This is a genomic window from Pseudomonas sp. SC11 (assembly GCF_047039205.1).
Taxonomy (GTDB): domain Bacteria; phylum Pseudomonadota; class Gammaproteobacteria; order Pseudomonadales; family Pseudomonadaceae; genus Aquipseudomonas; species Aquipseudomonas boreofloridensis.
In genome coordinates this window covers 1,641,483-1,667,194 of sequence record NZ_CP178183.1, presented here as the reverse complement: position 1 = coordinate 1,667,194, position 25,712 = coordinate 1,641,483, and the positions used below count along the sequence as shown (strand labels likewise).

At 62.1% G+C, this 25,712-nt stretch carries 25 protein-coding genes and 2 tRNA genes; 17 read left to right on the top strand and 10 right to left on the bottom strand.

All coding sequences use genetic code 11. From position 1 onward, the window contains the following. Positions 1-3 precede the first annotated feature (3 nt). A complete protein-coding gene (locus ACK2SD_RS07775) occupies positions 4-717 on the bottom strand; it encodes a UTRA domain-containing protein (protein WP_412461811.1) in 714 nt (237 codons plus the stop codon). A 348-nt stretch (positions 718-1,065) separates the two neighbouring features. Between ACK2SD_RS07775 and ACK2SD_RS07770 the strand changes: the two genes are divergently transcribed. From ACK2SD_RS07770 to ACK2SD_RS07745, 6 genes are read left to right on the top strand one after another with little or no spacing between them, the layout of a single operon-like run. Further along, positions 1,066-2,130 (top strand): ABC transporter substrate-binding protein, encoded by a 1,065-nt coding sequence (locus ACK2SD_RS07770; protein WP_029611972.1) that lies wholly within the window; start codon positions 1,066-1,068, stop codon positions 2,128-2,130. A 55-nt stretch (positions 2,131-2,185) separates the two neighbouring features. Beyond that, positions 2,186-2,992: an alkaline phosphatase family protein gene (locus tag ACK2SD_RS07765; RefSeq protein ID WP_029611973.1), complete on the top strand. Its 807-nt coding sequence runs from the start codon at positions 2,186-2,188 to the stop codon at positions 2,990-2,992. Next, positions 2,989-3,828 (top strand): ABC transporter permease subunit, encoded by an 840-nt coding sequence (locus ACK2SD_RS07760; RefSeq protein ID WP_342650856.1) that lies wholly within the window; start codon positions 2,989-2,991, stop codon positions 3,826-3,828. Before ACK2SD_RS07765 ends, ACK2SD_RS07760 begins: the two co-directional genes overlap by 4 nt. Continuing rightward, positions 3,818-4,615: an ABC transporter permease gene (locus tag ACK2SD_RS07755; RefSeq protein ID WP_317872237.1), complete on the top strand. Its 798-nt coding sequence runs from the start codon at positions 3,818-3,820 to the stop codon at positions 4,613-4,615. The genes ACK2SD_RS07760 and ACK2SD_RS07755 overlap by 11 nt, the downstream gene beginning before the upstream one ends. Next, positions 4,612-5,601 carry an ABC transporter ATP-binding protein gene (locus tag ACK2SD_RS07750; RefSeq protein ID WP_039579344.1) on the top strand — a complete coding sequence of 330 codons (990 nt, stop codon included), beginning with the start codon at positions 4,612-4,614 and terminating at the stop codon, positions 5,599-5,601. Before ACK2SD_RS07755 ends, ACK2SD_RS07750 begins: the two co-directional genes overlap by 4 nt. 12 nt (positions 5,602-5,613) lie before the next feature. Further along, a complete protein-coding gene (locus tag ACK2SD_RS07745; protein ID WP_412461810.1) occupies positions 5,614-6,267 on the top strand; it encodes an HAD family hydrolase in 654 nt (217 codons plus the stop codon). A gap of 56 nt (positions 6,268-6,323) precedes the next feature. Here the strand turns inward: ACK2SD_RS07745 and ACK2SD_RS07740 are convergent, their stop codons facing one another. Beyond that, complete coding sequence (locus tag ACK2SD_RS07740) at positions 6,324-7,292, bottom strand: NAD(P)H-quinone oxidoreductase (protein WP_039579347.1); 969 nt, start codon at positions 7,290-7,292, stop codon at positions 6,324-6,326. 141 nt (positions 7,293-7,433) lie between these two features. Here ACK2SD_RS07740 and ACK2SD_RS07735 point away from each other — a divergent pair, with 141 nt between their 5' ends. Continuing rightward, positions 7,434-9,515 (top strand): carboxy terminal-processing peptidase, encoded by a 2,082-nt coding sequence (locus ACK2SD_RS07735; RefSeq protein WP_162889553.1) that lies wholly within the window; start codon positions 7,434-7,436, stop codon positions 9,513-9,515. 117 nt (positions 9,516-9,632) lie between these two features. Then, positions 9,633-11,384 carry a bifunctional diguanylate cyclase/phosphodiesterase gene (locus ACK2SD_RS07730; protein WP_412461809.1) on the top strand — a complete coding sequence of 584 codons (1,752 nt, stop codon included), beginning with the start codon at positions 9,633-9,635 and terminating at the stop codon, positions 11,382-11,384. A gap of 18 nt (positions 11,385-11,402) precedes the next feature. Here ACK2SD_RS07730 and ACK2SD_RS07725 read toward each other — a convergent pair whose 3' ends face one another. From ACK2SD_RS07725 to pcaQ, 5 genes are all read right to left on the bottom strand, one after another. After that, a complete protein-coding gene (locus ACK2SD_RS07725) occupies positions 11,403-11,786 on the bottom strand; it encodes a hypothetical protein (RefSeq protein WP_116888735.1) in 384 nt (127 codons plus the stop codon). Beyond that, the gene (locus ACK2SD_RS07720) at positions 11,783-12,136 is read right to left on the bottom strand and encodes a helix-turn-helix domain-containing protein (protein WP_039579359.1); all 354 of its coding nucleotides are present in this window, start codon (positions 12,134-12,136) and stop codon (positions 11,783-11,785) included. Before ACK2SD_RS07720 ends, ACK2SD_RS07725 begins: the two co-directional genes overlap by 4 nt. A 96-nt stretch (positions 12,137-12,232) precedes the next feature. Next, the gene (locus ACK2SD_RS07715; RefSeq protein WP_412461808.1) at positions 12,233-12,673 is read right to left on the bottom strand and encodes a YkvA family protein; all 441 of its coding nucleotides are present in this window, start codon (positions 12,671-12,673) and stop codon (positions 12,233-12,235) included. Positions 12,674-12,957: 284 nt separating this feature from the next. Continuing rightward, positions 12,958-13,701 (bottom strand): FKBP-type peptidyl-prolyl cis-trans isomerase, encoded by a 744-nt coding sequence (locus tag ACK2SD_RS07710; protein WP_029611980.1) that lies wholly within the window; start codon positions 13,699-13,701, stop codon positions 12,958-12,960. Between the two features lie 178 nt (positions 13,702-13,879). After that, complete coding sequence (gene pcaQ, locus ACK2SD_RS07705) at positions 13,880-14,812, bottom strand: pca operon transcription factor PcaQ (protein WP_039579362.1); 933 nt, start codon at positions 14,810-14,812, stop codon at positions 13,880-13,882. Positions 14,813-15,186: 374 nt separating this feature from the next. Between pcaQ and ACK2SD_RS07700 the strand changes: the two genes are divergently transcribed. The 6 genes from ACK2SD_RS07700 to ACK2SD_RS07675 all read left to right on the top strand — a co-directional run bounded on the left by ACK2SD_RS07700 (position 15,187) and on the right by ACK2SD_RS07675 (position 20,925). Further along, complete coding sequence (locus ACK2SD_RS07700) at positions 15,187-15,678, top strand: hypothetical protein (protein ID WP_412461807.1); 492 nt, start codon at positions 15,187-15,189, stop codon at positions 15,676-15,678. Between the two features lie 100 nt (positions 15,679-15,778). Continuing rightward, positions 15,779-16,108 carry a hypothetical protein gene (locus ACK2SD_RS07695; protein WP_412461806.1) on the top strand — a complete coding sequence of 110 codons (330 nt, stop codon included), beginning with the start codon at positions 15,779-15,781 and terminating at the stop codon, positions 16,106-16,108. Positions 16,109-16,519: 411 nt separating this feature from the next. After that, positions 16,520-16,723: a ParD-like family protein gene (locus ACK2SD_RS07690; protein ID WP_029611984.1), complete on the top strand. Its 204-nt coding sequence runs from the start codon at positions 16,520-16,522 to the stop codon at positions 16,721-16,723. Beyond that, positions 16,720-17,496, top strand: coding sequence for a type I methionyl aminopeptidase (gene map / locus ACK2SD_RS07685; RefSeq protein WP_412461805.1), 777 nt, complete (start codon positions 16,720-16,722; stop codon positions 17,494-17,496). The genes ACK2SD_RS07690 and map overlap by 4 nt, the downstream gene beginning before the upstream one ends. 73 nt (positions 17,497-17,569) lie before the next feature. Further along, on the top strand, positions 17,570-18,262 hold the full coding sequence (locus tag ACK2SD_RS07680) for a DUF1266 domain-containing protein (RefSeq protein WP_412461804.1): 693 nt from the start codon (positions 17,570-17,572) through the stop codon (positions 18,260-18,262). Then, positions 18,259-20,925: a molecular chaperone DnaJ gene (locus tag ACK2SD_RS07675; protein ID WP_412461803.1), complete on the top strand. Its 2,667-nt coding sequence runs from the start codon at positions 18,259-18,261 to the stop codon at positions 20,923-20,925. The genes ACK2SD_RS07680 and ACK2SD_RS07675 overlap by 4 nt, the downstream gene beginning before the upstream one ends. On the opposite strand, the gene ACK2SD_RS07670 is transcribed toward ACK2SD_RS07675, so the two are convergent. The 3 genes from ACK2SD_RS07670 to ACK2SD_RS07660 all read right to left on the bottom strand — a co-directional run bounded on the left by ACK2SD_RS07670 (position 20,919) and on the right by ACK2SD_RS07660 (position 23,040). Further along, a complete protein-coding gene (locus ACK2SD_RS07670; protein WP_116888738.1) occupies positions 20,919-22,625 on the bottom strand; it encodes a molecular chaperone HscC in 1,707 nt (568 codons plus the stop codon). The two genes, ACK2SD_RS07675 and ACK2SD_RS07670, sit on opposite strands and share 7 nt — an antisense overlap. A gap of 249 nt (positions 22,626-22,874) precedes the next feature. Then, positions 22,875-22,951: transfer RNA gene (locus ACK2SD_RS07665), tRNA-Asp, on the bottom strand. A gap of 13 nt (positions 22,952-22,964) precedes the next feature. Beyond that, positions 22,965-23,040 (bottom strand) — tRNA-Val (locus tag ACK2SD_RS07660). Between the two features lie 185 nt (positions 23,041-23,225). On the opposite strand from ACK2SD_RS07660, the gene rdgC reads away from it, so the two are divergent. The 3 genes from rdgC (at position 23,226) to sugE (ending at position 25,706) form a co-directional block, all read left to right on the top strand. Beyond that, positions 23,226-24,146, top strand: coding sequence for a recombination-associated protein RdgC (rdgC, locus tag ACK2SD_RS07655; RefSeq protein ID WP_200138536.1), 921 nt, complete (start codon positions 23,226-23,228; stop codon positions 24,144-24,146). Positions 24,147-24,312: 166 nt separating this feature from the next. After that, positions 24,313-25,263: a bile acid:sodium symporter family protein gene (locus ACK2SD_RS07650; protein ID WP_412461802.1), complete on the top strand. Its 951-nt coding sequence runs from the start codon at positions 24,313-24,315 to the stop codon at positions 25,261-25,263. Between the two features lie 125 nt (positions 25,264-25,388). Continuing rightward, positions 25,389-25,706 carry a quaternary ammonium compound efflux SMR transporter SugE gene (gene sugE, locus ACK2SD_RS07645; protein ID WP_039579384.1) on the top strand — a complete coding sequence of 106 codons (318 nt, stop codon included), beginning with the start codon at positions 25,389-25,391 and terminating at the stop codon, positions 25,704-25,706. Positions 25,707-25,712 lie beyond the last annotated feature (6 nt).

Here is a 25,712-nt window from a genome sequence, read left to right as displayed (position 1 = left end):
GGATCAGCCGGCCTCGGCGCGAATACGGATCGCGTCATGCCGCCAGTACTCCAGGTCACAGTCGATCAGGTGCCCATGCTGATCGCTGTTGACCCGGGTGATATGCAAACCAGGACTTCCCGTGGATACCCGCAGCGCCGTGGCGGCCTCCGGCGGCAGTGCGGTCGGCAGTATTTCGAAGCACACCTGGCCGTAACGAATGCCGTAGTCGCGGGCGTAGATCTCGGTGAGCGACTGCCCCAGGTCACGTTCGAGTATTCCGGGGAAGTGATGCGGATCCAGGTAGTGCTCGGCGTAGAGCACGCCCCGACCGTCGATGCGCCGCAAGCGACAGATGCGCACCACGCTTGACAGCGCTGGCAGACGCAAGCGCGCGCAGATGCTGGCCGACGCCGGCTGCAGACGCGCCGAGAGCAGCTCGGTGCCCGGAGCCCGTCCCTGCTGCAACACCATGGCATGGAAATGGCTGCGCTCGATCAGGTCGTAGGTCAGGCGCTCGGGCGCGACGAACCAGCCGCGGCGCTCCTCGCGATAAATCAATCCCTGGGCTTCGAGTTGCACCAGCGCCTCGCGCAAGGTGATGCGGGTGGTGGCGAATACATCGCTGAGCTTGCGCTCGGCCGGCAGCTTGCCACCCGGCACAAGCAGGCCATGCTCGATTTGCTCCTGCAAGGCATGGCAGATAGCTGTTACCGCCCGCGCGGGGGTCGACTGCATCGAAAGTTACCTATCTGGACTAGACCAGCCCCAACAAAGGGCAGGTGGGCGTTGGCTGTCAGCGTAGGCAGCGCGCGTGAACATCCTGTGACAAGCCCGTTGCCCAGCGCCTCCTGAACCTGTCAGGGGCCCGTCAATCCAGGGCCGGGTTGTGGTCTACGCTTGGCATTCAGGCCTTGTTACCCAGGGAAAGCCGATCCCGCCTACATCAAACTGTCATGCACGCCGCCTACCTTGGCGCAAGGTTTGCTGACCTAGACCAACCCTGTGCAGCAAGGCCTGCATCAACCGCAGACACAACAAGGTCCATCACCACGATTGCAAGGCACCCCACCCTAGGAGCTTCGGATGAAAAAGTTCTTCATGGCGTCACTGCTGGGCTCGGCCATCGCCCTGTGCACCACGGCCATGGCCGCCGATACCGACCTCAACAGCCTGGAAGAGGCCGCCCGCAAGGAAGGCACGGTCAACAGCGTGGGCATGCCCGATGCCTGGGCCAACTGGAAAGGCACCTGGGATGATCTAGCCAGCAAGTACGGCCTCAAGCACAGCGACACCGACATGAGCTCAGCGCAGGAAATCGCCAAGTTCGACGCCGAGAAAGACAACGCCAGCGCCGATATCGGCGACGTCGGCGCCGCCTTCGGCCCCATCGCTGCGGCCAAGGGCGTGACCCAACCCTACAAACCGAGCACGTGGGATCAGGTGCCGGAATGGGCCAAGGACAAGGACGGTCACTGGGCCCTGGCCTATACCGGCACCATCGCCTTCATCATCAACAAGGATCTGGTCAAGGAAGAGGAACGTCCCAAGACCTGGAAAGATCTTGAGAAGGGCAAGTACAAGGTCGCCATCGGTGACGTCGGCACGGCTGCACAGGCCGCCAATGGCGTGCTGGCGGCAGCCATCGCCTTCAAAGGTAACGAATCCAACATCGAGCCAGGCTTGCAACTGTTTACCAAGCTCGCCCAGCAAGGGCGCCTGTCGCTGGCCAACCCGACCATCCAGACCCTGGAGAAGGGCGAAGTCGAAGTCGGTGTGGTGTGGGACTTCAACGGCCTGAGCTACCGCGAGCAGATCGACCCCAAGCGCTTCGAGGTGCTGATTCCGCAGGACGGCTCGGTGATCTCCGGCTACACCACGATCATCAACAAGTACGCCAAGCACCCCAACGCCGCCAAACTGGCGCGTGAGTACATCTTCAGCGACGCCGGCCAGATCAACCTCGCCAAGGGCAATGCCCGCCCGATCCGTGCCGAGCATTTGAAGCTCCCGGAGGACGTGCAGGCCAAGCTGCTGCCCAACGAGCAGTACAAGGCTGCCAAACCCATCGAGAACGCCGAAGCCTGGGAGAAGACCTCCAAGGCCCTGCCGCAGAAGTGGCAGGAGCAGGTCATCATCGAGATGAAGTGAGGCTGAGCCCGACAGGGAGGGCATCGCCCTCCCCGTTCCTGTGCGGAGTACTGAAGTGAGCCACAACGTCATCCTGGTCCTGCTCGACGGCCTCAATTACCACGTCGCGCACCATGCCATGGGCCATCTGCATGCCTACGTCGAAGCCGACCGCGCCGCGCTGTATCGCTTGAAATGCGAGCTGCCTTCACTGTCCCGACCACTGTACGAGTGCATTCTCACCGGTGTTGCGCCGATCGACAGCGGTATCGTGCACAACCAGGTGAGCCGTCTGTCCAACCAGCTCAGCGTGTTTCATTACGCGCGCCAAGCGGGCCTCAGGACCGCAGCGGCGGCCTACCACTGGGTCAGCGAACTGTACAACCGTTCTCCCTTCGAGCCCGTGCGAGACCGTCACACCGAGGCGCCGGAACTGCCGATCCAGCACGGGCTGTTCTATTACGCCGACCATTACCCCGACTCTCATCTGCTGACCGATGCCGAATACCTGCGCCGCCGGCACGCACCGAATTTCCTGCTGGTGCATCCGATGAACATCGACGACGCCGGTCACCGACATGGTCTGGACAGCAGCCACTACCGCAATGCGGCGAGAAGCGCCGATGTGCTGCTGGCCGACTACCTGCCGCAATGGCTCGCCGAAGGCTACCAGGTGTTGGTCACCGCCGATCACGGCATGAACAACGACCGCTCGCACAATGGCCTGCTGCCCGAGGAGCGCGAGGTGCCGCTGTTCGTCTTCGGTGACGCCTTCAGCCTCGATCCCGCCGCCCAGCCCCTGCAGACCGAACTGTGTGGCACGCTCTGCGAGCTGCTCGGCGCGGCCCATGACAAACCGCTGTGTCGGGAGTTGCTCAAGTGAATGCCAACCACCGCGGCCGCTACCTGGCCCTGCTCTGCCTGTTACCCTTCGCCGTGTTCTTCATCGTCTTCCAGATCGCCCCGCTGGTCTGGGTGGCCATTGCCAGCCTGCAAGGCGAAGGCGGATGGGGCCTGGAGAATTTCAGCAAGATCTTCACTTCCAAGTTCTACCTCCAGGCCATCGAGCGCAGCCTGCAGATCAGCTTCTGGTCGAGCCTGTTCGGTATCGTCATCGCCACCCTCGGCGCCTACTCCCTGCGCCAGGTCGATTCGCGCCTGCGCGATTTCGTCAGCGCCTTCGCCAACATGACCAGCAACTTCGCCGGCGTGCCCCTGGCCTTCGCCTTCATCATCCTGCTCGGCTTCAACGGCGCCTTGACCCTGGCGCTCAAGGAGATCGGCCTGCTGGACGATTTCAGCATCTACTCCAGCACCGGCCTGATCATCGTCTATACCTACTTCCAGATCCCGCTGGGGGTGCTGTTGCTCTACCCAGCCTTCGACGCCTTGCGTGAAGACTGGCGCGAGTCGGCCGCCCTGCTGGGTGCCAGCCACTGGCAGTTCTGGCGGCACATCGGCCTGCCGGTTCTCACCCCGGCGCTGCTGGGCACGTTCGTGATCCTGCTGGCCAATGCGCTGGGCGCCTACGCCACGGTCTACGCCTTGACCACCGGCAACTTCAATGTGCTGCCGATTCGCATCGCCGCGCTGGTCGCTGGCGACATCACCCTCGATCCCAACTTGGGCAGCGCCCTGGCCATGGTGCTGGTGGGGCTCATGACCCTGGTCACGATGGTCCATCAATGGCTGCTGAAAAGGAGCTACCATGCGCGTTGATACCCCCCATGGCGGCTGGTACCACCGCACGGTGGTCTACCTGCTGTTCCTGATCCTGCTGCTGCCGCTGGCCGGCACCCTGCTCTACTCGCTGGCCACCAGTTGGTCGGCCACGCTACTGCCCAGCGGGCTGACCTTGAAGTGGTATGTGCAACTGTGGAGTGAGCCGCGCTTTCTCGCCGCGTTCGGCCAATCGCTGCTGGTCTGTATCGGTGCGCTGGTGCTGTCGGTCGTGCTGATCCTGCCCCTGCTGTTCGTGGTGCATTACCACTTTCCCAGGCTCGACGCGCTGATGAACATCCTGATCCTGCTGCCCTTCGCAGTTCCGCCGGTGGTGTCTTCGGTCGGGCTGCTGCAACTGTACGGCAGCGGGCCGATGGCCATGGTCGGCACCCCGTGGATTCTCATCGGCTGCTATTTCACCATCGCGCTGCCCTTCATGTACCGGGCCATCACCAACAACCTGCAGGCGATCAACCTGCGCGACTTGATGGACGCCGCACAACTGCTCGGTGCCAGCCCACTGCGCGCGGCCCTGACGGTGGTGCTGCCAAACCTGCGCAAAGGCCTGTTGGTAGCCCTGCTGCTGTCGTTCTCCTTCCTGTTCGGTGAGTTCGTGTTCGCCAACCTGCTGGTCGGCACTCGCTACGAAACCCTGCAGGTGTACCTGAACAACATGCGCAACAGCAGCGGTCACTACAACAGCGCCCTGGTGATCTCCTACTTTGCCTTCGTCCTAGTCCTGACCTGGGTCGCCAACCGTTTGAACAAGGATAAAGCCCGATGAGCTTCGTCAGCGTCCAGCAACTGCACAAGCGCTATGCCGGCAGCACAGTGTTCGAGAACATCGATTGCACGGTCGAGCGTGGCGAGTTCGTCACCCTGCTCGGTCCTTCGGGCTGTGGTAAATCCACCCTGCTGCGCTGCATCGCCGGGCTGACCCCGGTCGATGGCGGACGCATCCTGCTCGACGGCCAGGACATCGTGCCGCTGAGTCCGCAGAAGCGTGGTATCGGCATGGTGTTTCAGAGCTACGCGCTGTTCCCCAACATGACCGTCGAACAGAACGTGGCCTTCGGGCTACGCATGCAGAAGGTCAAGGCCGAGGAGCGCCAGGTGCGTGTGCGCGAGGCCCTCGAGCTGGTGGAACTGACCACCTTCGCCGGTCGTTATCCGCACCAGCTCTCCGGCGGCCAGTGCCAGCGCGTGGCGCTGGCCCGCTCACTGGTCACCCGTCCACGTCTGTTGCTGCTCGATGAGCCGCTGTCGGCGCTGGACGCACGCATCCGCAAGCACCTGCGTGAGCAGATCCGGGCCATCCAGCGCGAGCTGGGCCTGACCACGCTGTTCGTCACTCACGACCAGGAAGAAGCGCTGACCTTGTCGGATCGCATCGTCCTGATGAACCAGGGGCGCATCGTCCAGAGCGGCGACGCCGAAACCCTGTACACGGCCCCGGTGGACCTGTTCGCTGCCGGCTTCATCGGCAACTACAACCTGCTCGATGCCGACAGCGCCAGCCGTCTGCTGCAACGTCCAATCGGCTCGCGCCTGGCCATTCGCCCAGAATCGATCAGCCTGGGGCTGGAGGGCGAACTGGACGGCCAGATCCGCAGTCACAGCCTATTGGGCAACGTGATCCGTTATCGTGTCGAGGCACGCGGCGTGGAGGTCGTGGTGGACGTACTCAATCGCTCATCCGCCGACCTCTATGCCGACGGCCAGCGGGTGACGCTGTCGTTCGATCCCGCCGCACTACGTGAAGTGGCTTAAGGAGATTCAGGCATGGCATTGGCAATTTTCGATCTGGACGAGACCCTGATCCATGGCGATTGCGCGTCGTTATGGAGCGCGCAGATGGCCAGGCTGGGCTGGGTCGATGGCGAGGCCTTCCTGCGCCGCGACCGTGAGTTGATGGACGCCTATGGCAAGGGTCAGTTGCAGATGGAGGACTACATGGCGTTCAGCCTGGAGCCGATCGCCGGGCGCACGCTGGAGGAAGTCGAACACTTGGTGGAGCCGTGGGTCGAGGACGTGATCGAACCGATCGTTTATGGCGACGCCTGCCGCTGCATCGCCGAACACCGCCACAATGGCGATCGCATCCTGATCATTTCTGCGTCTGGCACCCATCTGGTTGGGCCGATCGCCGCGCGATTGGGCGTCGATGAGTTTCTGGCCATCGAGCTGGAGGCCGTCAACGGCGTGTATACCGGGCGCACCCATGGGGTGCTGACCTACCGTGAAGGCAAGATCACACGCTTGCTGGAGTGGCTGGACCAGGAACAGGAGAATCTGGAAGGCGCCAGCTTCTATTCCGACTCCAGGAACGATCTACCGCTGCTGCTGAAAGTCGATCACCCGTATGCGGTGAACCCCGATACGGAACTGCGCAAGCAGGCCGAGGCCAAGGGCTGGCCGGTGCTGAACTGGGCATGAGCGGGTGCCTGGACTTGGGGCTGCGGTGCAGACCCAAGCCTGGGCAAGCGTGAGTCTCAGACCAGCGTCGGATCGATCACCATCACCAATTTGCCCGACACCTGATTGCCTTCTAGCGCCTGGTAGGCCGCCTCGGCGAACTCGACCGGATAGGTATCGACCAATTGCGGCGACAGTCGCCCTTCGCTGAACAGTGGCCAGACCTGCTGACGCAACTCGCGCAACAACTCGCCCTTGAACGCATCGTCGCGATTGCGCAGGGTCGAACCGGTGATCTGCAGGCGTTTGCCCAGCACCTGCGCCAGGTCCATTTCTACTTGACGTCCGCCCATCAGGCCGATGATCACCCAGCGCCCGTCGCGCGCCAACACCTTGAGATTGAGCGCGCCGTAGCTGGCACCGACCGGATCGAGCACCACATCGAAAGGCCCCAGGGCTTCGAGCGCATCCAGGTTCTGATTACGCACCACACCGCCCGCAGCACCCAGCGCCTGGCAGTAATCCAGACGGTCCTGCGACCCTACGCTAACCCACACGGGGCTGCCGAACGCCTTGCACAATTGGATCGCCGCCGAGCCGACGCCGCTGGCGCCAGCATGCACCAGCACTTTCTCGCCCGCCTTCAACGCGCCGAGCTGGAAGATGTTCAGCCAGGCCGTGGCATACACTTCGGGGATTGCCGCCGCTTCGTGCAGGCTCAGGCCCTCGGGCACCGGCAGGACATGGCGTGCGTCGACCACCACTTCCTCGGCCATGGCGCCACTGGCAAGCAGCGCACACACGCGGTCGCCCACACGCCAGTCAGCGCCAGCACCGGCACCGATCTCCTCGATCACCCCAGCGCACTCAAGCCCCATATACGGACTCGCACCTGGGGGCGGCGGGTAGTGCCCGGCCTTTTGCAGCACATCGGCGCGATTCAACCCTGCCGCCGCAACACGAATGCGTACCTGCCCCGCATCACACACGGGACGCTGCGCCTGGACCCAGGCTACATGCCCGTCAACGCCTTGCAATGCCTTCACAGTGCCTCCATAGTTGAGTCATGACTGAACCCGGGCTCATCGCGTCCCGGGTTTTTTGCAGTATTGAGCCGGTTTCATGGAACCGGTGAAAGGAAAAGACGGCCTACTATGCGTGATCAATTGCCCCCACGTCGAATCAGCATGAAGCATTTCCTCCCCAGCTCCGCACTCGCCCTGGTCATCGGCCTGGGCAGCCTCACGCTCGGTGGCAATGCGGCCGCCGCCAACAAATGGGACAGCCTGCAGCCGGACCGTGACGAAGTCGTCGCCAGTCTCAACGTGGTCGAGCTGCTCAAGCGCCACCACTACAGCAAGCCACCGCTGGACGATGCCCGTTCGGTCATCATCTACGACAGTTACATCAAGCTGCTCGATCCCTCGCGCAGCTACTTCATGGCCAGTGACATCGCCGAGTTCGACAAGTGGAAGACGCAGTTCGACGACTTCCTCAAGAACGGCAACCTGGACCCTGGCTTCACCATCTACAAGCGCTACCTTGACCGGGTGAAGGCGCGACTGGACTACGCCCTGGCCATGCTGGACAAGGGCGTCGACAAGATCGACTTCACCGTCAAGGAAGACCTGCTGGTCGACCGCAAGGACGCCCCGTGGCCCAAGTCCGAGGCCGAGCTGGACGACCTGTGGCGCAAACGCGTCAAAGACGAAGTGCTGCGTCAGAAACTGGCGGGCAAGGACCTGAAGCAGATCCAGGAAACCCTGATCAAGCGCTACAAGAATCAGCTCGCGCGTCTGGACCAGACCCGCGCCGAGGATATCTTCCAGGCCTACATCAACACCTTCGCCCAGTCCTACGACCCGCACACCAATTACCTGTCGCCCGACAGCGCCGAGAACTTCGACATCAACATGAGCCTGTCGCTCGAAGGCATCGGCGCAGTGCTGCAGAGCGACAACGACCAGGTCAAGATCGTGCGCCTGGTGCCGGCCGGCCCCGCTGCCAAGACCAAGCAGGTTGCCCCTGCCGACAAGATCATCGGCGTGGCCCAGGGCAACAAGGAAATGGTCGATGTGGTCGGCTGGCGCCTGGACGAAGTGGTCAAGCTGATCCGTGGACCGAAAGGCTCGGTGGTGCGCCTGGAGATCATTCCGGCGAGCAACGCGCCGAACGACCAGACCACCAAGATCGTCTCGATCACCCGCGAAGCGGTCAAGCTCGAAGAGCAGGCCGCGAAGAAGTCGGTGCTCAAGCTCAAGCAGGATGGCCGCGACTACAAGCTCGGCATCATCGAGATCCCGGCGTTCTACCTCGACTTCAAGGCCTATCGCGCCGGTGATCCGAACTACAAGAGCACCACGCGCGACGTGAAGAAGCTGTTGACCGAATTGCAGAAGGAAAAGGTCGACGGTGTGGTCATCGACCTGCGCAACAACGGCGGCGGCTCGTTGCAGGAGGCCACCGAACTGACCAGTCTGTTCATCGACAAAGGTCCGACCGTGCTGGTGCGCAATAGCGATGGCCGAGTCGACGTTCTCGAGGACGAAAATCCCGGTGCCTTCTACAAAGGCCCGCTGGCGCTGCTGGTCAACCGTCTCTCGGCCTCGGCTTCGGAGATTTTCGCCGGTGCCATGCAGGACTACCACCGGGCGCTGATCATCGGTGGTCAGACCTTCGGCAAGGGCACCGTGCAGACTATCCAGCCGCTCAATCATGGCGAGCTCAAGCTGACCCTGGCCAAGTTCTATCGGGTTTCCGGCCAGAGCACCCAACACCAGGGCGTCTTGCCGGACATCGATTACCCGTCGATCATCGACACCAAGGAAATCGGCGAGAGCGCCCTGCCCGAGGCCATGCCGTGGGACACCATCCGCCCTGTGGTCAAGCCGGCGGCCGATCCGTTCAAACCGTTCCTGGCCCAGCTCAAGGCTCAGCATGATGCGCGTAGCGTCAAGGACGCCGAGTTCACCTACATCCGCGATCGCCTGGCGCTGACACAGCAGTTGATGAACGAGAAGACCGTCAGCCTCAATGAGCAGGACCGCCGTGCTCAGCACGATGCCATCGAAGCCAAGCAACTGGCGTTGGAAAACGCCCGGCGCAAGGCCAAGGGCGAAGAGCCGCTCAAAGAACTGAAGAAGGTTGATGAAGACGCCCTTCCCGAGGAGAAGGACGACTCCAAGCCAGAAGACGACGCCTACCTGGCAGAAACCGGACGCATCCTGCTCGACTATCTGCGGCTGAGCGCTCAAGTGGCGAAAAAATGAATGATGGCACTGATGGCAGATTGACCTGATCTGTCATCAAACAGTCATCGCGCTGTCGTGAAATGGTAGGGCCGGACGTCACAGACGTCCGGCCCTTTCATTTTCAGGAAGCCCTCCATGACCGTCACCGAACAGCTCAGTGCCTTGAGCGCCATTCTGGCTCAACGCAGTATCCACAGCCTGTTCCAGCCGATCATCTGCCTCTCGGAGCGACGCGTGCTCGGCTATGAGGCGCTCAGTCGCGGCCCGTCCAACAGCCCGCTGCACTCGCCCCTGAATCTATTCGCCATCGCCCGCCAGGCCGGGCGCCTGAGCGAGCTGGAGGTGTTGTGCCGGAAGAACGCCTGCCGCCGGTTCAGCGAGCTGGGCCTGGAAGGCAAGCTGTTTCTGAACGTCTCTCCCGAATCGCTGCTCGAACCGCATCACCCCTCCGGGCGCACTTTGGAAATGCTCGAACAGGTTGGCCTGCATCCGAGCCAAGTGGTGATCGAGCTGACCGAGCAAACGCCCACTGAAGACTTCCAATTGCTGTTCAACGCCCTGCACCACTATCGCGACATGGGCTTTTCCATCGCCTTGGACGACCTGGGCGCTGGCTATTCCAGCCTGCGTCTGTGGTCGGAATTACGACCGGACTACGTGAAGATCGACCGTCACTTCATCGATGGCATCCACCAGGACCCGCTCAAGCGCGAGTTCGTCGGCTCCATTCTGCAGATTGCCCGGGCGTCGCGCGCCCAGGTGATCGCCGAGGGCATCGAGTTGGCAGAAGAGCTGACGGTACTCGCCGAAATGGGCGTCGATTTGCTGCAAGGTTACCTGCTGGGCCGTCCACAGGAATTTCCTCCTCGCGATGCGCAGGGCCTGTTGCCGCAACGTCAGCAAGACGCGCTGGTGGTAGGCGAGGAAAGCACCGACCTGGTGGCATTGCTGATCGCTCAGCCCGCTGTGGCCCTCGATACACCGACCCAACAGGTGCTTGAAGCCTTCCGCCGCCAGGCCAACCTCAACTCCCTGGCAGTGCTGGATGCTCACGGTCAGCCACGCGGGATCGTGCACCGTCACTCGCTGGCCGATGTACTGCTCAAGCCTTTCGCGACCGACTTGTTCGCGCGCAAGCCGATCAGCCGGCTGATGAGCGAGGACTTCCTCGCCGTCGAGCGCAGCCAATCGTTGCAACAGGTCAGTCGCCTGCTGACCAGCCGCGCCCGCCAGCGCATCGAAGAAGACTTCATCATTACCCAGGGCGGTCGGTATCAGGGCCTGGGCCGGGTCATCGATGTGCTCAAGTTGATCACTGAACAGAAAATCCAGCAGGCGCGTTATGCCAATCCACTCACCCTGCTACCGGGCAACGTGCCGATCCAGCAGTGCCTTGCACGCTTGCTGGAGCAACAACGAGCGGCGGCGGTGTGCTACGTGGACATCGACAGCTTCAAGCCCTTCAACGACATCTATGGCTACGCACGCGGGGATGAGGTGCTGTTGTGCCTGGCACAGTGCCTGAGCGACTGCGTCGACCCAAATCAGGATTTCGTCGGCCACATTGGCGGCGACGATTTCATGCTGGTGCTCGGCACCCCCGATTGGCGCCCCCGCCTGGAGCACCTGATCGAGCGTTTTCTAGGCGAATGCAAGCGCTTCTACCGCAATGAGCATCTGCAGGCGGGCTGCTTCATCGCCCATAACCGCCAGGGGCAACGTGAGACCTTCGCCTTGCTGTCGCTGTCGATCGGCGTGGTGTGGCTGCGCCCGGAGCGTTGCGACGGGCTGGATGCGGCGCAGTTGGCTGATCTTGCCTCTCAGGCCAAGCGGCAAGCCAAGGATACGGCTGGCCCCAGCCTCAGCTTGATCGACACCGGCGGATAGCAGCAGTCCGCAGGACGATCAACCCCGCTGCGTGGCGGTTGTTTCGGGATAGCTGAACTCGAACACTCGCACCACTTCAGACGCATGCCAGGACGCGGCTTCCATGCCGTCGACCGGTCCGGAAAACCGTCCCAGACGCTCTACACATTCGAAGAAACCGGTGCGCGGTAGGCGACTGGCCCCCTGACTGATGACCAACGAGCTGCGCAGCGGTTGCTCGGCACGAGCATCGAGCAGCGCCAGGTACTCAAGCGCGGCGGTCAGGGTCTGCATGGCTGGGCTGGGCAACTGCAAGCGTTCGAGCAGCGCCCGGTAGGTGAGCAGGTGACGTTGTCGTCGGGCCAGGTCGAGCTCGGCCAGCAGGTTCTGCCACTGCTGGCGGCTGATCCTGACCTGACTCATGACGGCTCGCTCCAGCCAGCGATGCCCAGGTGCCAGGCCAGGCTGCGCTGAATCGCCGCGTCCGGCACGCGCTCACCCGATTCGATCATGGCCAGATAAGACGGACTGATACCGACACTGCGCGCCAGTTGTTCAGGCGCAAGGTCCTTGGCCTGACGCAACTGCGCCAGCTCACCCAGACTGGGCAGGCTGGCACTTTGCGCGGTATCAGGAGGTGGGCAGGCTGCACGGGCGGGCTCATCGGCTGCAATGGGGGCCTGGCCAGCCGCCTCGCGCAGCGCTTGATAGTCAGCCCAGGGAATGACCGCATACTCGGGCTGACCGTCTCGACTGATGACCTGAATACCCATACAACCCCCTTAGGCATGTAATTGCTCGGCATAACCCTTATGCCAATCTGTCAATTATATGACCTAAGCGCTGAGATCTGTGCATTTCGCACCGATTCAGTTGCGCGTACGCTCCAGGCGCAGGGCTTCAGGGGTATCAGGCAGGCGCTCGACCACACGCAGACGCTCAGGCGACTGGCTGTCGCGCCAGGCCTTGAAGCGGGCGAGTTCATCGGCCACCGTCTTCATCACCCAGCCCAGCACGGCGATGTCATCGAGAAACCCCACCCCCACGATCCAATCGGGAATCGCATCCAGAGGGCTGACGAAATACAGCAGGCCAGCGACGATGGTCACCAGTGCCTTGGGGCTCACCGCACGGTACTCGCCCCGCCACCACGCCAGACACAGCCCTTGCATCAGCCGCAGATCCTCGCGCAAATGGCTCAGCTTCGGTCCTTTGCGCGCCACGGCAAACAACAATGCGGGCAGACGGCCGCGGCTGAGCAGGCGCTCGGCCAGTGGCATGAACCGGGCGAAATTCCAAGGTGCGCGCATGAAGCCTCCAATGCTGGGGCAGAAAGGTTATCCACATTTATTGTGGATAACCTTGTGAACAGGGCGCCTCTCAAGCGCGTCGCACGCCCACGGGGCAAGGGTCGCGCTTGGATCGGGCGTTTTTTACACAACTGTTTCAGGTGAGTGGCGTTTTCACGTCAGCCTGCCATGGCAAGGCACATGCTAGCTCAGACAGTGTCTCCGCCAGGGTGTTCGCTTCGGGCAGGCGCCGAAAACGAAGACGCCCCGTCGAAACGGGGCGTCCAGAGACAACCGGTGCCAGTTTACTTGGCAGGTGCCTCGGCCGGTGCAGCCGGCTCGGCGTCGAGTTTGCTCGGGTCCTTGATACCCAGCAGTTCGAGGTCGAAGACCAGTACCGAGTTCGCCGGGATCAGCGGGCTTGGGCTCTGCGCGCCGTAGGCCAGGTCAGCCGGAATGTACAGCTTGTACTTCTCGCCGACGTGCATCAGTTGCAGGCCTTCGACCCAGCCAGGAATGACGCCGCTGACCGGCAGATCGATAGGGCTGCCACGCTCGACGGAGCTGTCGAAGACCTTGCCGTCGATCAGCTTGCCTTCGTAGTGGACGGTGACCACATCGGTCGGCTTGGGTTGAGGGCCATCGGCCTTCTTGATCACTTCGTACTGCAAGCCCGAGGCGGTAGTGACCACGCCTGGCTTCTTGGCATTTTCCTCGAGGAACTTCTTGCCATTGGCAACCGCTTCCTCGCTGGCCTTGGCCAGGCGATCTTCAGCGCGCTTCTGCAGGGCAGTGAAGGCTTCGACCAGTTCTTCGTCCTTCAGGCGAGGGTCTTTCTTGGCAACCGCATCTTCGATACCCAGGGCCACGGCTTTGGAGTCCAGGTCATCCATGCCTTCCTGCGCCAGGCTCTTGCCCATGTTCAGGCCGATGCCGTAAGAGGCTTTCTGCGCTGGGGTCTTCAGCTCGACGTTGCTGGTCTGAGCGTCGCAGCCAGCCAGGACCAGGCCTACCAGGGCAACCGCAGCCGCCAAACGATGCTGTTTCATGCTATTTCCTTGTTCATGCGCCATAAGGGCAATCGGGGTAAAGGCCGCGAGCTTAGCAGGCGGCCATGACCAATGGCTACCGGCATAGGAGCGGGTTTGCGGCGGGAAGTTCCTGGATGTCAGGATCTTCATCTGCATCGGCCAGATGCAGCCTCGAGCAGGTTGGGAAACCCACGCTTCAGGGATAGCGACCCTCGCGATACTCACCCGCTACTTCACGCAACGCTTCGCATAATGATTGCGCCAGCGAGCTCTGCGTCATGGCGGCGTTGCGGCAGATACCCACCGAACCGCCCGGTTCGCGCAGGCCAAGGTCGAGCTCCACCAGTTCGCCACGGCGCAGATCGATCAGTACCGCATCGCGCGGCGCCACCCAGACCGCATCGCTGCCCAGCACATAGCGCCGGCTCAAGGCCAGCGACAGGGTTTCCAGACGCTGCGGCGGCAGGTCGATAGCGCACTGCACGAACAGGCTGTCGGCATGCTGGCGGATCGTCGTGCCGGTGGGCGGCAGCACCAGCGGACAATTGCCCACCCCTGCCCTGTCCAGCATCTGGCGCGCCAGCAAGGGGTGGCCGGGACGCACCACCAGGCTCATGGACTCGCTGTACAGGTGCTCGAACGACAGCCCCTGAATCTGCGGGCTGTCCGTCATGCGCCCCACCACCAGTTCCAGTTCGCCCAGGTGCAATTGCCCCAGCAACTGGGCACTGGCACCGGTGACCACATCAATCACCAGCGCCTCGTGTCGCCGGTGCAGACGGCACAACACCTCCGGCATCAACAACCCCTCGACCGTCGACAGCACGCCGATGCGCAACCGAGAAGGCATGCGTGCCTGGCCACGGACGCTGCCGATGCCTTCGCGCAGCGCCTGCACACTTGGCCCGGCATGACGCATGAAGCGTACCCCGGCCGCTGTCAGTTCCACACCCTGGCGATTGCGCTCGAACAGTCGGGCCTCGAGCAAATCCTCGAGCTCCTTGAGGGTCTTGGACGTTGCCGGCTGACTGATCGCCAGCACATCGGCAGCACGGGCCAGGCTGCCCTGGCGGGCGATTTCGAGGAAGCACAGCAGGTGGCGATATTTGATGCGGGTATCGAGGTTCATGCACGGCAGTTTAACCACGCGGTGCTCGGCTGCAAGCTACCGCCCGCGCTCATTGATCCGATCGCATTTTCGGACACTTCGACTTGCTGCGAAGGGGGTAGCTTTGTAGGGTGCTGTTTCAATTGGCAACCTGCACGCTGTCCGCAAGGATGACCGGATACTGCATCCCCCCTGATGGCAGAGCTCACCAGCGCCCTGACCGAGGCGGCGAAGATCGTCGGCATCACTGTTTCACCACGTTCAACGGGCTAGCAGTGGATCAGCTACGCAAGACTAACGGTTAGCTACCTGAAGGTACTCTCGGCAGTAAAAAAGCCGTACAGGAATACCCAATCAATCAGGGCCTCTGGGCTATCTGGATGCGAACTTTAGCTATGAAGATAATCAAACTCCGTGAAACCCGCTCTGGCTACAGCTTAGACAGTAGCGCCTATGGCGCGTACGTCGAAAGCGTGAAGCAACTGCTCCCTCCTGCCCTATACGAGTTCATGAGTGAGCCGTGGCATTATGACCCTTCTGATCGCAGATGCCTGCATGATGCACGGTTACATACTCTCACTGTGGAAGAGTATGAAAAAGAGGAGCGCACCCTCAGCAATATTACTATTATTCTCGCCGGCGCCTACGGAAACACCCTTAAGCTTCACTACTACAACACTTCTAGTTACTCAATTGAGAAGAATACCACAGCATGGCCGGCCAATCATTCCACGCACGGAGATCTCATAATTGATGAAGTCATTGCTCTAGAGCCCACCAATACATTTCAGCACGAAATAAGATTCGAGGACGCCACAATTAAAATAGTGTTTGAGGATTTTCTATACCTCACTGAAACAACAAACGATCAAGCAAACTCGCAGTGATTCACAAAATATTATTGATATGGATTTTTTGCTCTTTACCAATACGTATCACGACCTCTTGCCGAGGGCTTTAAGAATTAAAAACTCCAGATCCGCAGACTTGACCCGTGACAAGGATGGCGTAGTAATCGTTACACACCCCTTGTTTGCGAATAAAAATAGCGCCTACAAAATGATAAAGCTTACCCCTGAGAAAATAGAATTCACTATCGATACTACTTTTTTAACAGCCATCTACAATGAAGCGGGCGATGTACGTCTAGAAATCGAAGCCCAGCGTCTCCATGACCATAAAAATGGAACACATTCAATTACTACTTTAGCGTTCGAAAATGTCGCTGAGCTACGCTGCATCACCCTCAACTTTTACGAGTCAAATCATTTAAAATATCAAATACTAGGCATCAAAGATGACGATTTAGAATACTGAAAAAAAACAGGCACACATCCTGACCCGAAATTTTACCAAGTCACCAACTCAGATTGGCTCATGGAAAAACGTGCAATCTATGATCCAGCAAATCTCCTTGAGCTCAAGCACTATTTGGTGGCGGGATATGATAGCTACGTAGAACTACTTGCCAGCCGCTATCGCTATTCCTTTTCGACGTAAATACACCACCTCTCGAGTTTATCGATAGACCGCGACAGGTATTCAAGCGAAAGCTCGAAGTCAGGCTCAGACCCGTACTTTTAAATTTTTAAAACTTCGCGAAGCCGCAGGTCTCTAAAAATGAGTTTCAGAGCCTATCGTCAAGGTATAGGGCTGTGGACAAGGAAGCGTGACACACCCCCATCCCTCGCTATATGATCCATATACGTTTCATACCGAGCACTCCCCATGGGCATCGTCAAGATCTGCGACCACCTCCACGAAGACCTGCGCATCGCCAGCGGCGCGATGTCACGTTCGATCAACGCCCAGGCCGAGCACTGGATTCGCATCGGCATGCTGGCCGAGCTGCATCCCGAGGCGACCTATCCCGAACTCGTGCGCCAATTGCTGCGCCAGGAACACGCCACGCTCAAGGAACTGTTGCAATGAGCAAACCGATCCTCAAGAACGCCGACCAGTTGGCGCTGATGCGCCGTGCAGGCGAGTTGCTGGCACGCGTCTTCGCTGACCTCGACGGCTTTATCCGCGCGGGCGTCACCACCCTGCAGATCAACGATCGCGCCGAAGCCTTCATCGTCGACACCCTCAAGGCGCGCCCGGCCAGCAAAGGCCAGTATGGCTTTCCCTATGCGCTGAACACCTCGGTCGACCAGGTGGTCTGCCATGGCATGCCGAACAAGGATGAAGTGCTGCAGGAGGGCTCGATCATCAACGTCGACATCACCCTCGAACAAGGTGGCTACATCGCCGACTCCTCGAAAATGTACTGCATCGGCGCGATCAGCGACGACGCCCGGCGCCTGGTCGACACCACGTATCAGGCCCTGTGGAAGGGTATCGAGCAAGTCAAACCCGGCGCCACCTTGGGCGATGTTGGCCATGCCATCCAACAGTTCGCCGAAGCCGCCGGCTACAGCGTGGTACGCGAGTACTGCGGCCACGGCATCGGCACACAGATGCATGAAGCGCCGCAAGTGCTGCATTACGGTCAGCGCGGTATGGGCATGAGATTGCAACCGGGGATGGTGTTCACCATCGAGCCGATGATCAACCAAGGCGCACGCGGTACCCGAACCCTCAAGGATGGCTGGACAGTGATCACCCGCGATGGCGGATTATCGGCGCAGTGGGAACATACCGTGGCCGTGACGGACCAAGGCTACGAGGTGCTGACACTGCGCACCGAGGAAGCGGGGCGCTGAGACGCCCGGCGCATTGCTCAGCTGGACTCAACCTCCCTACAATTCCCGCAACATTTTAGCTTCGGACCCGCTCATGGACGAATCCGCCCAGCACTGGCTGCACGCCCTCTCCGCTCCCATGGCCGCGCTCAACGGCGCCAGCTTCACCGCCCCCGACTATTTCGAGGGCGACGATCAGACCGACCTGGAAAGCGGCTGGGGTATCACTACCCGTGCCCAGTTGCTGGACGTACTCAGCATGGCCGACAACGGCCATGCCTGTGAATTGAGCAATGCCTACTGGCAGTTCCAGCGGTGCCTGCCCAGCCAGTGGCAGGCGCTGCTGGAGACACTGCCGGCTCGCGACCGGGTCAAGTACGAATATGCGGCACGCACCTTCCCCGACTGCGGCCCTGGCGGTACGCGGGCCTGGGACCTCGGACGCATGAGCTTTCTGCTGCGCGCCGGGGTCAAGAAGGGGCATATCAGCCGCGAAGAAAGCCTCTACCTGCACTATCGCCTGGCTCTGCGCGCCCGCCACTACTACAACCGCTGGAACACCTACATCGCCGGTTATCTGTTCGGCAAAGCGTTGTGGAATGCGTCCGACAGCAGCGATACCACCTTCGCCGCCGACCTGGAGCGCCAGGGCAGCGAGCACTGGAACCGCTGCATCGTCCTGAACCTGCGCATCGGCGCCCACGAATTGCTCGCCGACCTGCCCTGGGAATTGCCGATCGACGAGCCTGAACGCCCCACGACGCTGGAAGAGGATTGCTGGTCATGAGCTGCTGGATTCGCCTGGGTATCGAACCGACCCAGGACCTGGACACCATCCGCCTGGCCTACCGCAGCCGCCTGCCCACGCACCATCCGGAGACCGATCCGGAAGGCTTCCAGGCCCTACGCGCGGCCTATGAAGAGGCCCAGCGCCTGGCCCGCGAGCACGTCGAAAACGCGCAAGCCGCGCAGTCCAATGACGAGGTCGCGCCGGCCAACGAGGCCCTCGACGCCTTCCAGGCGCTGCTCGAAGACTCGACCCGTCGCTACGAACCGCAAGCTTGGCTGGACTACATCGGCCAGCTCGACGAACTGCCGCTGGAGCAACTCGACGACCTCAACTGGCAGTTGCTGCACCGGCTGCGCCATTGCGGCCCGATCGCCTACCAGTGCGTACGTCTGCTGGCCACGCGGCTGGGCTGGGCCGAGCAACTGTTGCGTCTGCCGCCGGAAGAGGCCCAGGACGTCGCCGCCTTCTTGCAGCGTATCGAGGAGCCCGACCCCTTCGACACTCGGCTGATCCGCGACTGGTCGCCCGCGGCGCAATTGGAAACGCTCTGGTATTTCCGCAGCCTTGGCTACTACCACCAGGAACGCCCGCTGTTCGAGTACACCCAGTTCGCCGACTGCCACACCTGCGTCGGTTTCCCGGCCGACGAAGACCTGGTGAGTCGCCTGACCCTGCAGTTCAGTCAGGCCGGGATTGGCAGCCGAACGCTGCATGCGCGCTTGCAGCAGCAGCACGAAATGGCGCCAGACGACGTCGATGTGCTGTATCTGCTCACTCGCCAAGCCAGCGCCTTGGGCGCCGAGGAACAGGCACTCAATGGCTGGCTGCGGCTGTGGCGTGAACACCGGCATCCAGAGGCCGAGCGGTGGTTGCTCGACCTGTGCGCAGGCTATCAACCGCAACGCCTGCCGTTGCTGATCCAGGCGCTGGATCAGCAGAGCCTGCCGCACAGCTGGCCCGAGGATTTGACCGATCCCGCCCAGGCCTGCGGCTGTCCCGCGCAGTCACCACAAACCCTGGCCCGCTGGTCCGAGGCCTCGCGCCTGAAGCTGGAGGGTTTCGCCGCCACGTTCATCGACTGGCGTCTGGACGGTGACGATGAATTGCCGCCGCTGGCCTGGCTGCTGGCCGACCAGGAAGATCGCCTGTTGCAGCGCCGCTACTGGCAGGCCTGGACACTGCAACGTGGCGAAGCCGGGCTGCTGCGCAGCCTGCTCGATGAGCCCGCCAGCGGCGATCCGCTCGATGACCTCATCCTCGAAGGGTTCCAGCGCCAGGCTGCGCAGCAGTTGCACTGGCTCGAGCATTCCCCGGTGGTACGTGCACTGGTGGCGTTTTGCGCATCAGCACGACTAGGTTCGGTATTCCCAGAGACGCTCAAGCAGCCGGCACTGCACCCGGTCTGCCGTGAATGGCTGCGACGCATGCGGGTGTATTCGCCGCAAGCGCTGGAGCGCTTGAACGAGGCGTTCGACATGCGCCGCATGTTCACGGTGCCATTCGGCATGCGGGTAATGAACGACATGGCGCGCCACGGCATCGAACTGCCGCCGATGGCCGAGGGCGCTGCACAGTGGGACTGGCATCGCCAGCAGTTGTTCATGCTGGCCACCATCGCTCAGCCCCAGCGCTGGCTGGACATGATCACGCCCAAGTTGCCAGGCCAACTGCAGTACGCGACCGAGCATCCGTTCTACCGCACCCATCGCCTGCTGCTGTCCACCCCGGCGCTGTTCCAGGAAAACAACGCCTTGCTGCGCTGCCTGGACGAACGCGATCCTGTTCAGGCGCTGATGGCGCCCCCCCTGCATTACCTGGCCTACGCCTTCGCCAGCACTCGATTGCCGGGCGCGGTCAATCTGTTCGAGTGCTACCAAGGCAGTACCGACGTACTGGAAGAACACCCGCTGGGGGAGCTGCTGCTGTGCGCAACCCTCTATCACAGCGCCGCGCTGGACAGCGAGCAACGGGCCTGGTTACGTGCACGCCTGGACACGCTGGGCGGCAGCGCTGCCTGGGTCGGCACACTGCGCACAGGCCTGATCGCCGGCAACGTCCCGCGCCTGCCCTATAAGGTGATCGAGCGGGAGGAAAAACTGGACGGCAAACTGCTCAAGACATTGGTGAGTGCCTTCAACACCTTGGTGAAATCCGCCAAACCGCCGCGCACCGTCGATTTGATGCGGCTGCAGAAAGCCAAGGACGATGCCGATCAGGACACCGGCCTGCGCTGCGCCGCCATGGCGTTGCTGGCGCGTACCGAAGGCCACCTTGCCGCGGCGGCGCGCGAGCCTCAGGCACCCTCCTGGGCCTTCTGGCGACTGAACAGCCGTATCAGCCGCAGCGACTTCGTCGCGCACTGCTTCGTCGCCTTGATGGGCGGTGCGGTGCTGACCGCGGTGGCCAAACTGCCAGAGCTTTGGGTCGTCGCGGTCTTGCTGATGCTGACGTCGGTGCTACGGCGCCTGCGTGACCTGGGCCAAGGCGTGCCGATGTTGATCGGTGTCCTGGCGATCTGCCGATTCGCGCCCTTCGCGCCTGCCGCACTGATGGTGGTGCCGGGCGACAAGCTCGCCAACCGCTACGGCCCGCCGCCGGACGATCCCGCGCAGCTCAGCGAAGGGCTGCAAGTCGCCCTTCGCCATCTCAACGCTCAGTAACGCAACTCGTCCAGCGCCTGGCTCAACTGCAGGCGTTGACGACTGATCTCTGCCGCCTGCTGGCCGGCCAGCACCGCATTGAACGCGTCCAGCCAACTGCCGATCAGGTCGCGCTCATCGCCCAGGCTCTGCATCCAGGCCCGCTCCAGCCGCGCGAGCAAGGTGCGATTGGGCAAGGCATCGCGCGGGTGGATCTTCAGGCGTGCCAGGCGCTCGTGGCTGGCCTGGCGCGCCTCGCTGTCCAGGCCCGTGGGACTGCGGTCGATGCTGTGGCTGTGCTTGTGCCCGGTTTCGAGGAAGGTCACGTCGACTTCGAGCAGGCCGTTGATGTCGTAGCTGAAGCGCACGTCCAGCGACTGCACCTGTCCGGTGGGCTGCAGCGGAATTTCGAAACTGTCGACCAGGATGTTGTCACGCACCCAGGGACGCTCGCCCTGATACACCGCGATGCGCACCACCTTTTGCTCCGGATGGGTACTGTAGAAGCGCTGCACGCGCGAGGTGGGGATCACGGTATTGCGTTCGATGATCGGGGTGAAGGCGCCGGACACTTCTTCGCCACGGGACGAGGCGACACCCAGGGTATAGGGGCACACGTCGGTCAGGATCAGTTCGTCGATCGCCGCGTCGCGGGCCTTGCAGGCCGCTTGGCTGGCAGCGCCCAGGGCGACGATGGTGTCGGGGTCGAGGTGGCGATAAGGCAGCCGACCGAACAGCTTGGCCACCAGTTGCTGGATCTGCGGCATGCGCGTGGCGCCCCCCACCAGCACCAGGCTGTCCAGTTCGCGCGGGCTGAGCCGCGCGTCGCGCAGCGCCTGTTCGATGGGGGTGCGCACGCGCGCCAGCAACGGCGCCCAGATCGACTGCAAGCGCGCCTGGTCGAGCAGCCACTCGCGGGCTTGACCGTCGCCATTCCAGGTCAGGGTCAGGCTACCCTCGCCAATGTCACGCTTCAGTTGCTCGATCGCATCGTGCAGGCTCGCCAGCGCTTGAGGCTCCAGGCTCTCCAGGGTCAGTTGCCAATCGCTCAGGCACGCCTTGAGCAGCGCATCGGTAAAATCTTCGCCGCCCAAATAGTTGTCGCCAGTGGAGGCATGCACTTCGATCAGCGGCAAGGCGTACTCCAGCACCGTGACATCGAAGGTGCCGCCCCCCAGGTCGAACACCAGCGTGCGCTCGAACTTCTGTTCGTGCAGACCATAGGCCATGGCGGCAGCCGTCGGCTCGTTGATCAGGCGCTGCACCTTCAGCCCCGCCAGCTCGGCCGCGAACACAGTGCGCTTGCGCTGCTCGTCGCTAAAGTAGGCCGGCACGGAAATCACGGCCTCGCTCACCGGGCAGCCGAGATAGGCCTCGGCATCCTGCTTGAGCGAGCCGAGCACCAGGGCCGACAACTCTTCCGGCGTGAAGCGGTGCTCGCCCAGTTCGAAACGCTTGTCACTGCCCATGAACCGCTTGAACGCTGCGGCGGTGCGATGGGGATGGGTGGTGAGGCGGGCACGGGCGGCACTGCCCACCAAGATGCTGCCGTCTTCATCGACACTGACCACCGAGGGCGTCAGCACCTCGCCCACGGCGTTGGCGATGAGCTGTGCTTTACCGTCCTGCCAGACGGCAATGAGGCTGTTGGTGGTACCCAGGTCGATACCCAGCAAGGGGGCGGATTCGACGGGCGTTGGAGAGGAGCTGGCATCCTGCATGGTCGGTCTCTGCTGGCAAAGGAGAGCCGGGCGCGCGGCCTGCTGGCGGCATCCGGCGTAGCGGGAGATTCTGACCTAATGGGACCGCGAGTTGAAGGCGAAGATGCAATCGGACTTCAGGCAAGGGGGCGCGCCGGGCTGAAACCCGCGCGAAACCGACTTGGAAAAACGACGGGCACAAAAAAAGCGACCCTAAGGTCGCTTTCTTTGCTGCTTCCGGGTGTTCAGTGGGCCCTGGAAGCTGGAATATGGCGCAGCGGACGGGACTCGAACCCGCGACCCCCGGCGTGACAGGCCGGTATTCTAACCGACTGAACTACCGCTGCGCTATACATCGAGTGGTGGGTGATGACGGGATCGAACCGCCGACCCTCTGCTTGTAAGGCAGATGCTCTCCCGGCTGAGCTAATCACCCTTCGTCTCGGTGTGGCGCGCATTCTACGGACGACCTTTCACCCTGGCAAGCACTTTTTTCAAATTTTTTTTCTGATCTTTCAATGACCTAGGAATAAGTGACTACTGGCCCTGTGACAGGGTTGGCCTGCGAGCACCGCTCGGAGAATAATGCCCGCCTTATGCATTAAGGAGAGCTTTCCCCCCATGTGGTTCAAGAACCTGCTGACCTACCGCCTCACCCAGGATGTTCCCTTCGAGGCCGAGGCACTGGAAGCGGCACTGTCCAGCAAACCGGCCCGCCCATGCGCCAGCCAGGAGCTGACCACCTACGGCTTCGTCGCCCCCTTCGGCAAAGGCGAAGACGCGCCCCTGGTGCATGTCAGCGGTGAGTTCCTGCTGATCGCCGCGCGCAAGGAAGAACGCATCCTGCCCAGCAGCGTGGTCAACGATGCCGTGAAGGAAAAGGTCGAGGAAATCGAGACCGAGCAGATGCGCAAGGTCTACAAGAAGGAACGCGACCAGATAAAGGACGAGATCATCCAGGCCTTCCTGCCGCGTGCCTTCATCCGCCGCTCGATGATCTTCGCTGCCATCGCCCCGCGTCAGGGCCTGATTCTGGTCAACTCGGCCAGCGCCAAACGCGCCGAAGACCTGCTGTCGACCCTGCGCGAAGTGATGGGCTCGCTGCCTGTGCGCCCGGCCACGGTGAAGATCGCCCCAAGCGCGACCATGACCGACTGGGTCAAGTCGCAGCAACCGGCCGAAGGCTTCTATCCGCTGGACGAATGCGAACTGCGCGACACCGCCGAAGACGGCGGCATCGTGCGCTGCAAGCGCCAGGACCTGGCCAGCGAGGAAATCCAGCTGCACCTGAGCACCGGCAAGCTGGTGACGCAACTGGCTCTGGCCTGGCAGGACAAGCTGTCGTTCGTGCTCGACGACAAGCTGGTGATCAAGCGCCTGAAGTTCGAGGAGTTGCTGCAGGAGCAGGCCGAACAGGACGGCGGCGACGAAGCCCAACAGCAGTTCGATGCCAGCTTCCTGCTGATGATGATGACCCTCAACGAATTCCTCCCGCTGCTGTTCGAAGCCCTCGGCGGCGAAGAGATTCCCCAGGGAGTCTAAAAGCAGCTGCAAGCTTCGAGCTACAAGCTGCAAGAAAGATCAAAAGCGATACGGCGGTGCTCTCACGGGCACCGCTTTTACTTGCAGCTTGCAGCTAAAAACTTGCCGCTGCTCCTCTTGCAGCTTGTAGCTCGAAGCTTGCAACTGAACCGGAGGTTCCCCCCCCATGCGTGCGCTCGCCGCTCTCAGCCGCTTCGTCGGCAACACTTTTGCGCTGTGGGTGCTGTTGTTCGCCTGGTTGGCGTTCCTGCAACCGCAGTGGTTCATCGCACTCAAGGTGGCCATCGTGCCGCTGTTGGGGCTGGTGATGTTCGGCATGGGGCTGACCCTCAAGCTGGACGACTTCGCCGCCCTCGCCCGCCAGCCCTGGCGGGTGGCGCTCGGGGTGGTGGCGCATTTCGTGATCATGCCGGGCATGGCCTGGTTGCTGTGCCAGCTGTTCCATTTGCCAGCGGAGATCGCGGTGGGCGTGATTCTGGTCGGCTGCTGCCCGAGCGGGACCGCGTCGAACGTGATGGTCTGGCTGTCCAAGGGCGATCTGGCGCTGGCGGTCGCGATCGCGGCGGTTACCACACTGCTCGCCCCGCTGCTGACGCCAGCGTTGATCTGGCTGCTGGCCTCGGCGTGGTTGCCGGTCTCGTTCATGGACATGTTCTGGTCGATTCTGCAATTGGTGATGCTGCCCATCGTGCTCGGCGTGCTGGCGCAGAAGCTGCTCGGCGCGCGGGTCCAGTTGGCCGTTCAGGTGCTGCCGCTGGTGTCGGTGGTGAGCATCGTGATGATCGTCTGCGCAGTGGTGGCCGCTAGCCAGGCGAAGATCGCCGAGTCCGGCCTGCTGATCATGGCGGTGGTGATCTTGCATAACAGCTTCGGCTTCCTGCTCGGTTACCTGACCGGCAAGTTGTGCAAACTGCCGTTGGCCCAGCGCAAATCACTGGCGTTGGAGGTGGGCATGCAGAATTCGGGGCTGGGCGCAGCACTGGCGGCTGCACACTTCTCGCCCCTGGCGGCGGTGCCCAGCGCACTGTTCAGCGTGTGGCACAACATTTCCGGGGCGTTGCTTTCGACCTGGTTCAGGCGCATGGAAGCGCCCGATCAAACCTCTGTCCAGCGGTGACCGGGCAGGCCTCTTGCCCGGCAACGGCCAGATGTGCACCATAGTGCGCACGGTGAGGACGACCTCACGACGCACTGCGTGACCATTCCGGGGACGGCCCCATCTCGCAACGATGGAGACCCATCATGTCCTGGATCATTCTGTTCTTCGCCGGCCTGTTCGAGGTCGGCTGGGCCGTCGGCCTGAAGTACACCGACGGCTTCACCCGCCCCCTGCCCACTGCCCTGACCGTTGCGGCCATGGCGGTCAGCCTTGGCCTGCTGGGACTGGCCATGAAAGAACTGCCGCTGGGCACTGCCTACGCCATCTGGACCGGCGTCGGCGCAGTGGGCACGGTCATCGCTGGCATCATCCTGTTCGGCGAATCCATGGCGCTGGTGCGCTTGGTCAGCGTCGCGCTGATCGTCGCCGGCCTGATCGGCCTGAAGGTCAGCGCTAGCTGACCCTCA

Excerpts from the sequence above, each read along its gene's own strand:
- ACK2SD_RS07775 (WP_412461811.1), bottom strand. The coding sequence starts at position 717 with ATGCAGTCGACCCCCGCGCGGGCGGTAACAGCTATCTGCCATGCCTTG.
- ACK2SD_RS07770 (WP_029611972.1), top strand. The coding sequence starts at position 1,066 with ATGAAAAAGTTCTTCATGGCGTCACTGCTGGGCTCGGCCATCGCCCTG.
- ACK2SD_RS07755 (WP_317872237.1), top strand. The coding sequence starts at position 3,818 with ATGCGCGTTGATACCCCCCATGGCGGCTGGTACCACCGCACGGTGGTC.
- ACK2SD_RS07750 (WP_039579344.1), top strand. The coding sequence starts at position 4,612 with ATGAGCTTCGTCAGCGTCCAGCAACTGCACAAGCGCTATGCCGGCAGC.
- ACK2SD_RS07745 (WP_412461810.1), top strand. The coding sequence starts at position 5,614 with ATGGCATTGGCAATTTTCGATCTGGACGAGACCCTGATCCATGGCGAT.
- ACK2SD_RS07735 (WP_162889553.1), top strand. The coding sequence starts at position 7,434 with ATGAAGCATTTCCTCCCCAGCTCCGCACTCGCCCTGGTCATCGGCCTG.
- ACK2SD_RS07730 (WP_412461809.1), top strand. The coding sequence starts at position 9,633 with ATGACCGTCACCGAACAGCTCAGTGCCTTGAGCGCCATTCTGGCTCAA.
- ACK2SD_RS07725 (WP_116888735.1), bottom strand. The coding sequence starts at position 11,786 with ATGAGTCAGGTCAGGATCAGCCGCCAGCAGTGGCAGAACCTGCTGGCC.
- ACK2SD_RS07720 (WP_039579359.1), bottom strand. The coding sequence starts at position 12,136 with ATGGGTATTCAGGTCATCAGTCGAGACGGTCAGCCCGAGTATGCGGTC.
- ACK2SD_RS07715 (WP_412461808.1), bottom strand. The coding sequence starts at position 12,673 with ATGCGCGCACCTTGGAATTTCGCCCGGTTCATGCCACTGGCCGAGCGC.
- ACK2SD_RS07710 (WP_029611980.1), bottom strand. The coding sequence starts at position 13,701 with ATGAAACAGCATCGTTTGGCGGCTGCGGTTGCCCTGGTAGGCCTGGTC.
- pcaQ (WP_039579362.1), bottom strand. The coding sequence starts at position 14,812 with ATGAACCTCGATACCCGCATCAAATATCGCCACCTGCTGTGCTTCCTC.
- ACK2SD_RS07700 (WP_412461807.1), top strand. The coding sequence starts at position 15,187 with ATGAAGATAATCAAACTCCGTGAAACCCGCTCTGGCTACAGCTTAGAC.
- ACK2SD_RS07690 (WP_029611984.1), top strand. The coding sequence starts at position 16,520 with ATGGGCATCGTCAAGATCTGCGACCACCTCCACGAAGACCTGCGCATC.
- map (WP_412461805.1), top strand. The coding sequence starts at position 16,720 with ATGAGCAAACCGATCCTCAAGAACGCCGACCAGTTGGCGCTGATGCGC.
- ACK2SD_RS07680 (WP_412461804.1), top strand. The coding sequence starts at position 17,570 with ATGGACGAATCCGCCCAGCACTGGCTGCACGCCCTCTCCGCTCCCATG.
- ACK2SD_RS07675 (WP_412461803.1), top strand. The coding sequence starts at position 18,259 with ATGAGCTGCTGGATTCGCCTGGGTATCGAACCGACCCAGGACCTGGAC.
- ACK2SD_RS07670 (WP_116888738.1), bottom strand. The coding sequence starts at position 22,625 with ATGCAGGATGCCAGCTCCTCTCCAACGCCCGTCGAATCCGCCCCCTTG.
- rdgC (WP_200138536.1), top strand. The coding sequence starts at position 23,226 with ATGTGGTTCAAGAACCTGCTGACCTACCGCCTCACCCAGGATGTTCCC.
- ACK2SD_RS07650 (WP_412461802.1), top strand. The coding sequence starts at position 24,313 with ATGCGTGCGCTCGCCGCTCTCAGCCGCTTCGTCGGCAACACTTTTGCG.
- sugE (WP_039579384.1), top strand. The coding sequence starts at position 25,389 with ATGTCCTGGATCATTCTGTTCTTCGCCGGCCTGTTCGAGGTCGGCTGG.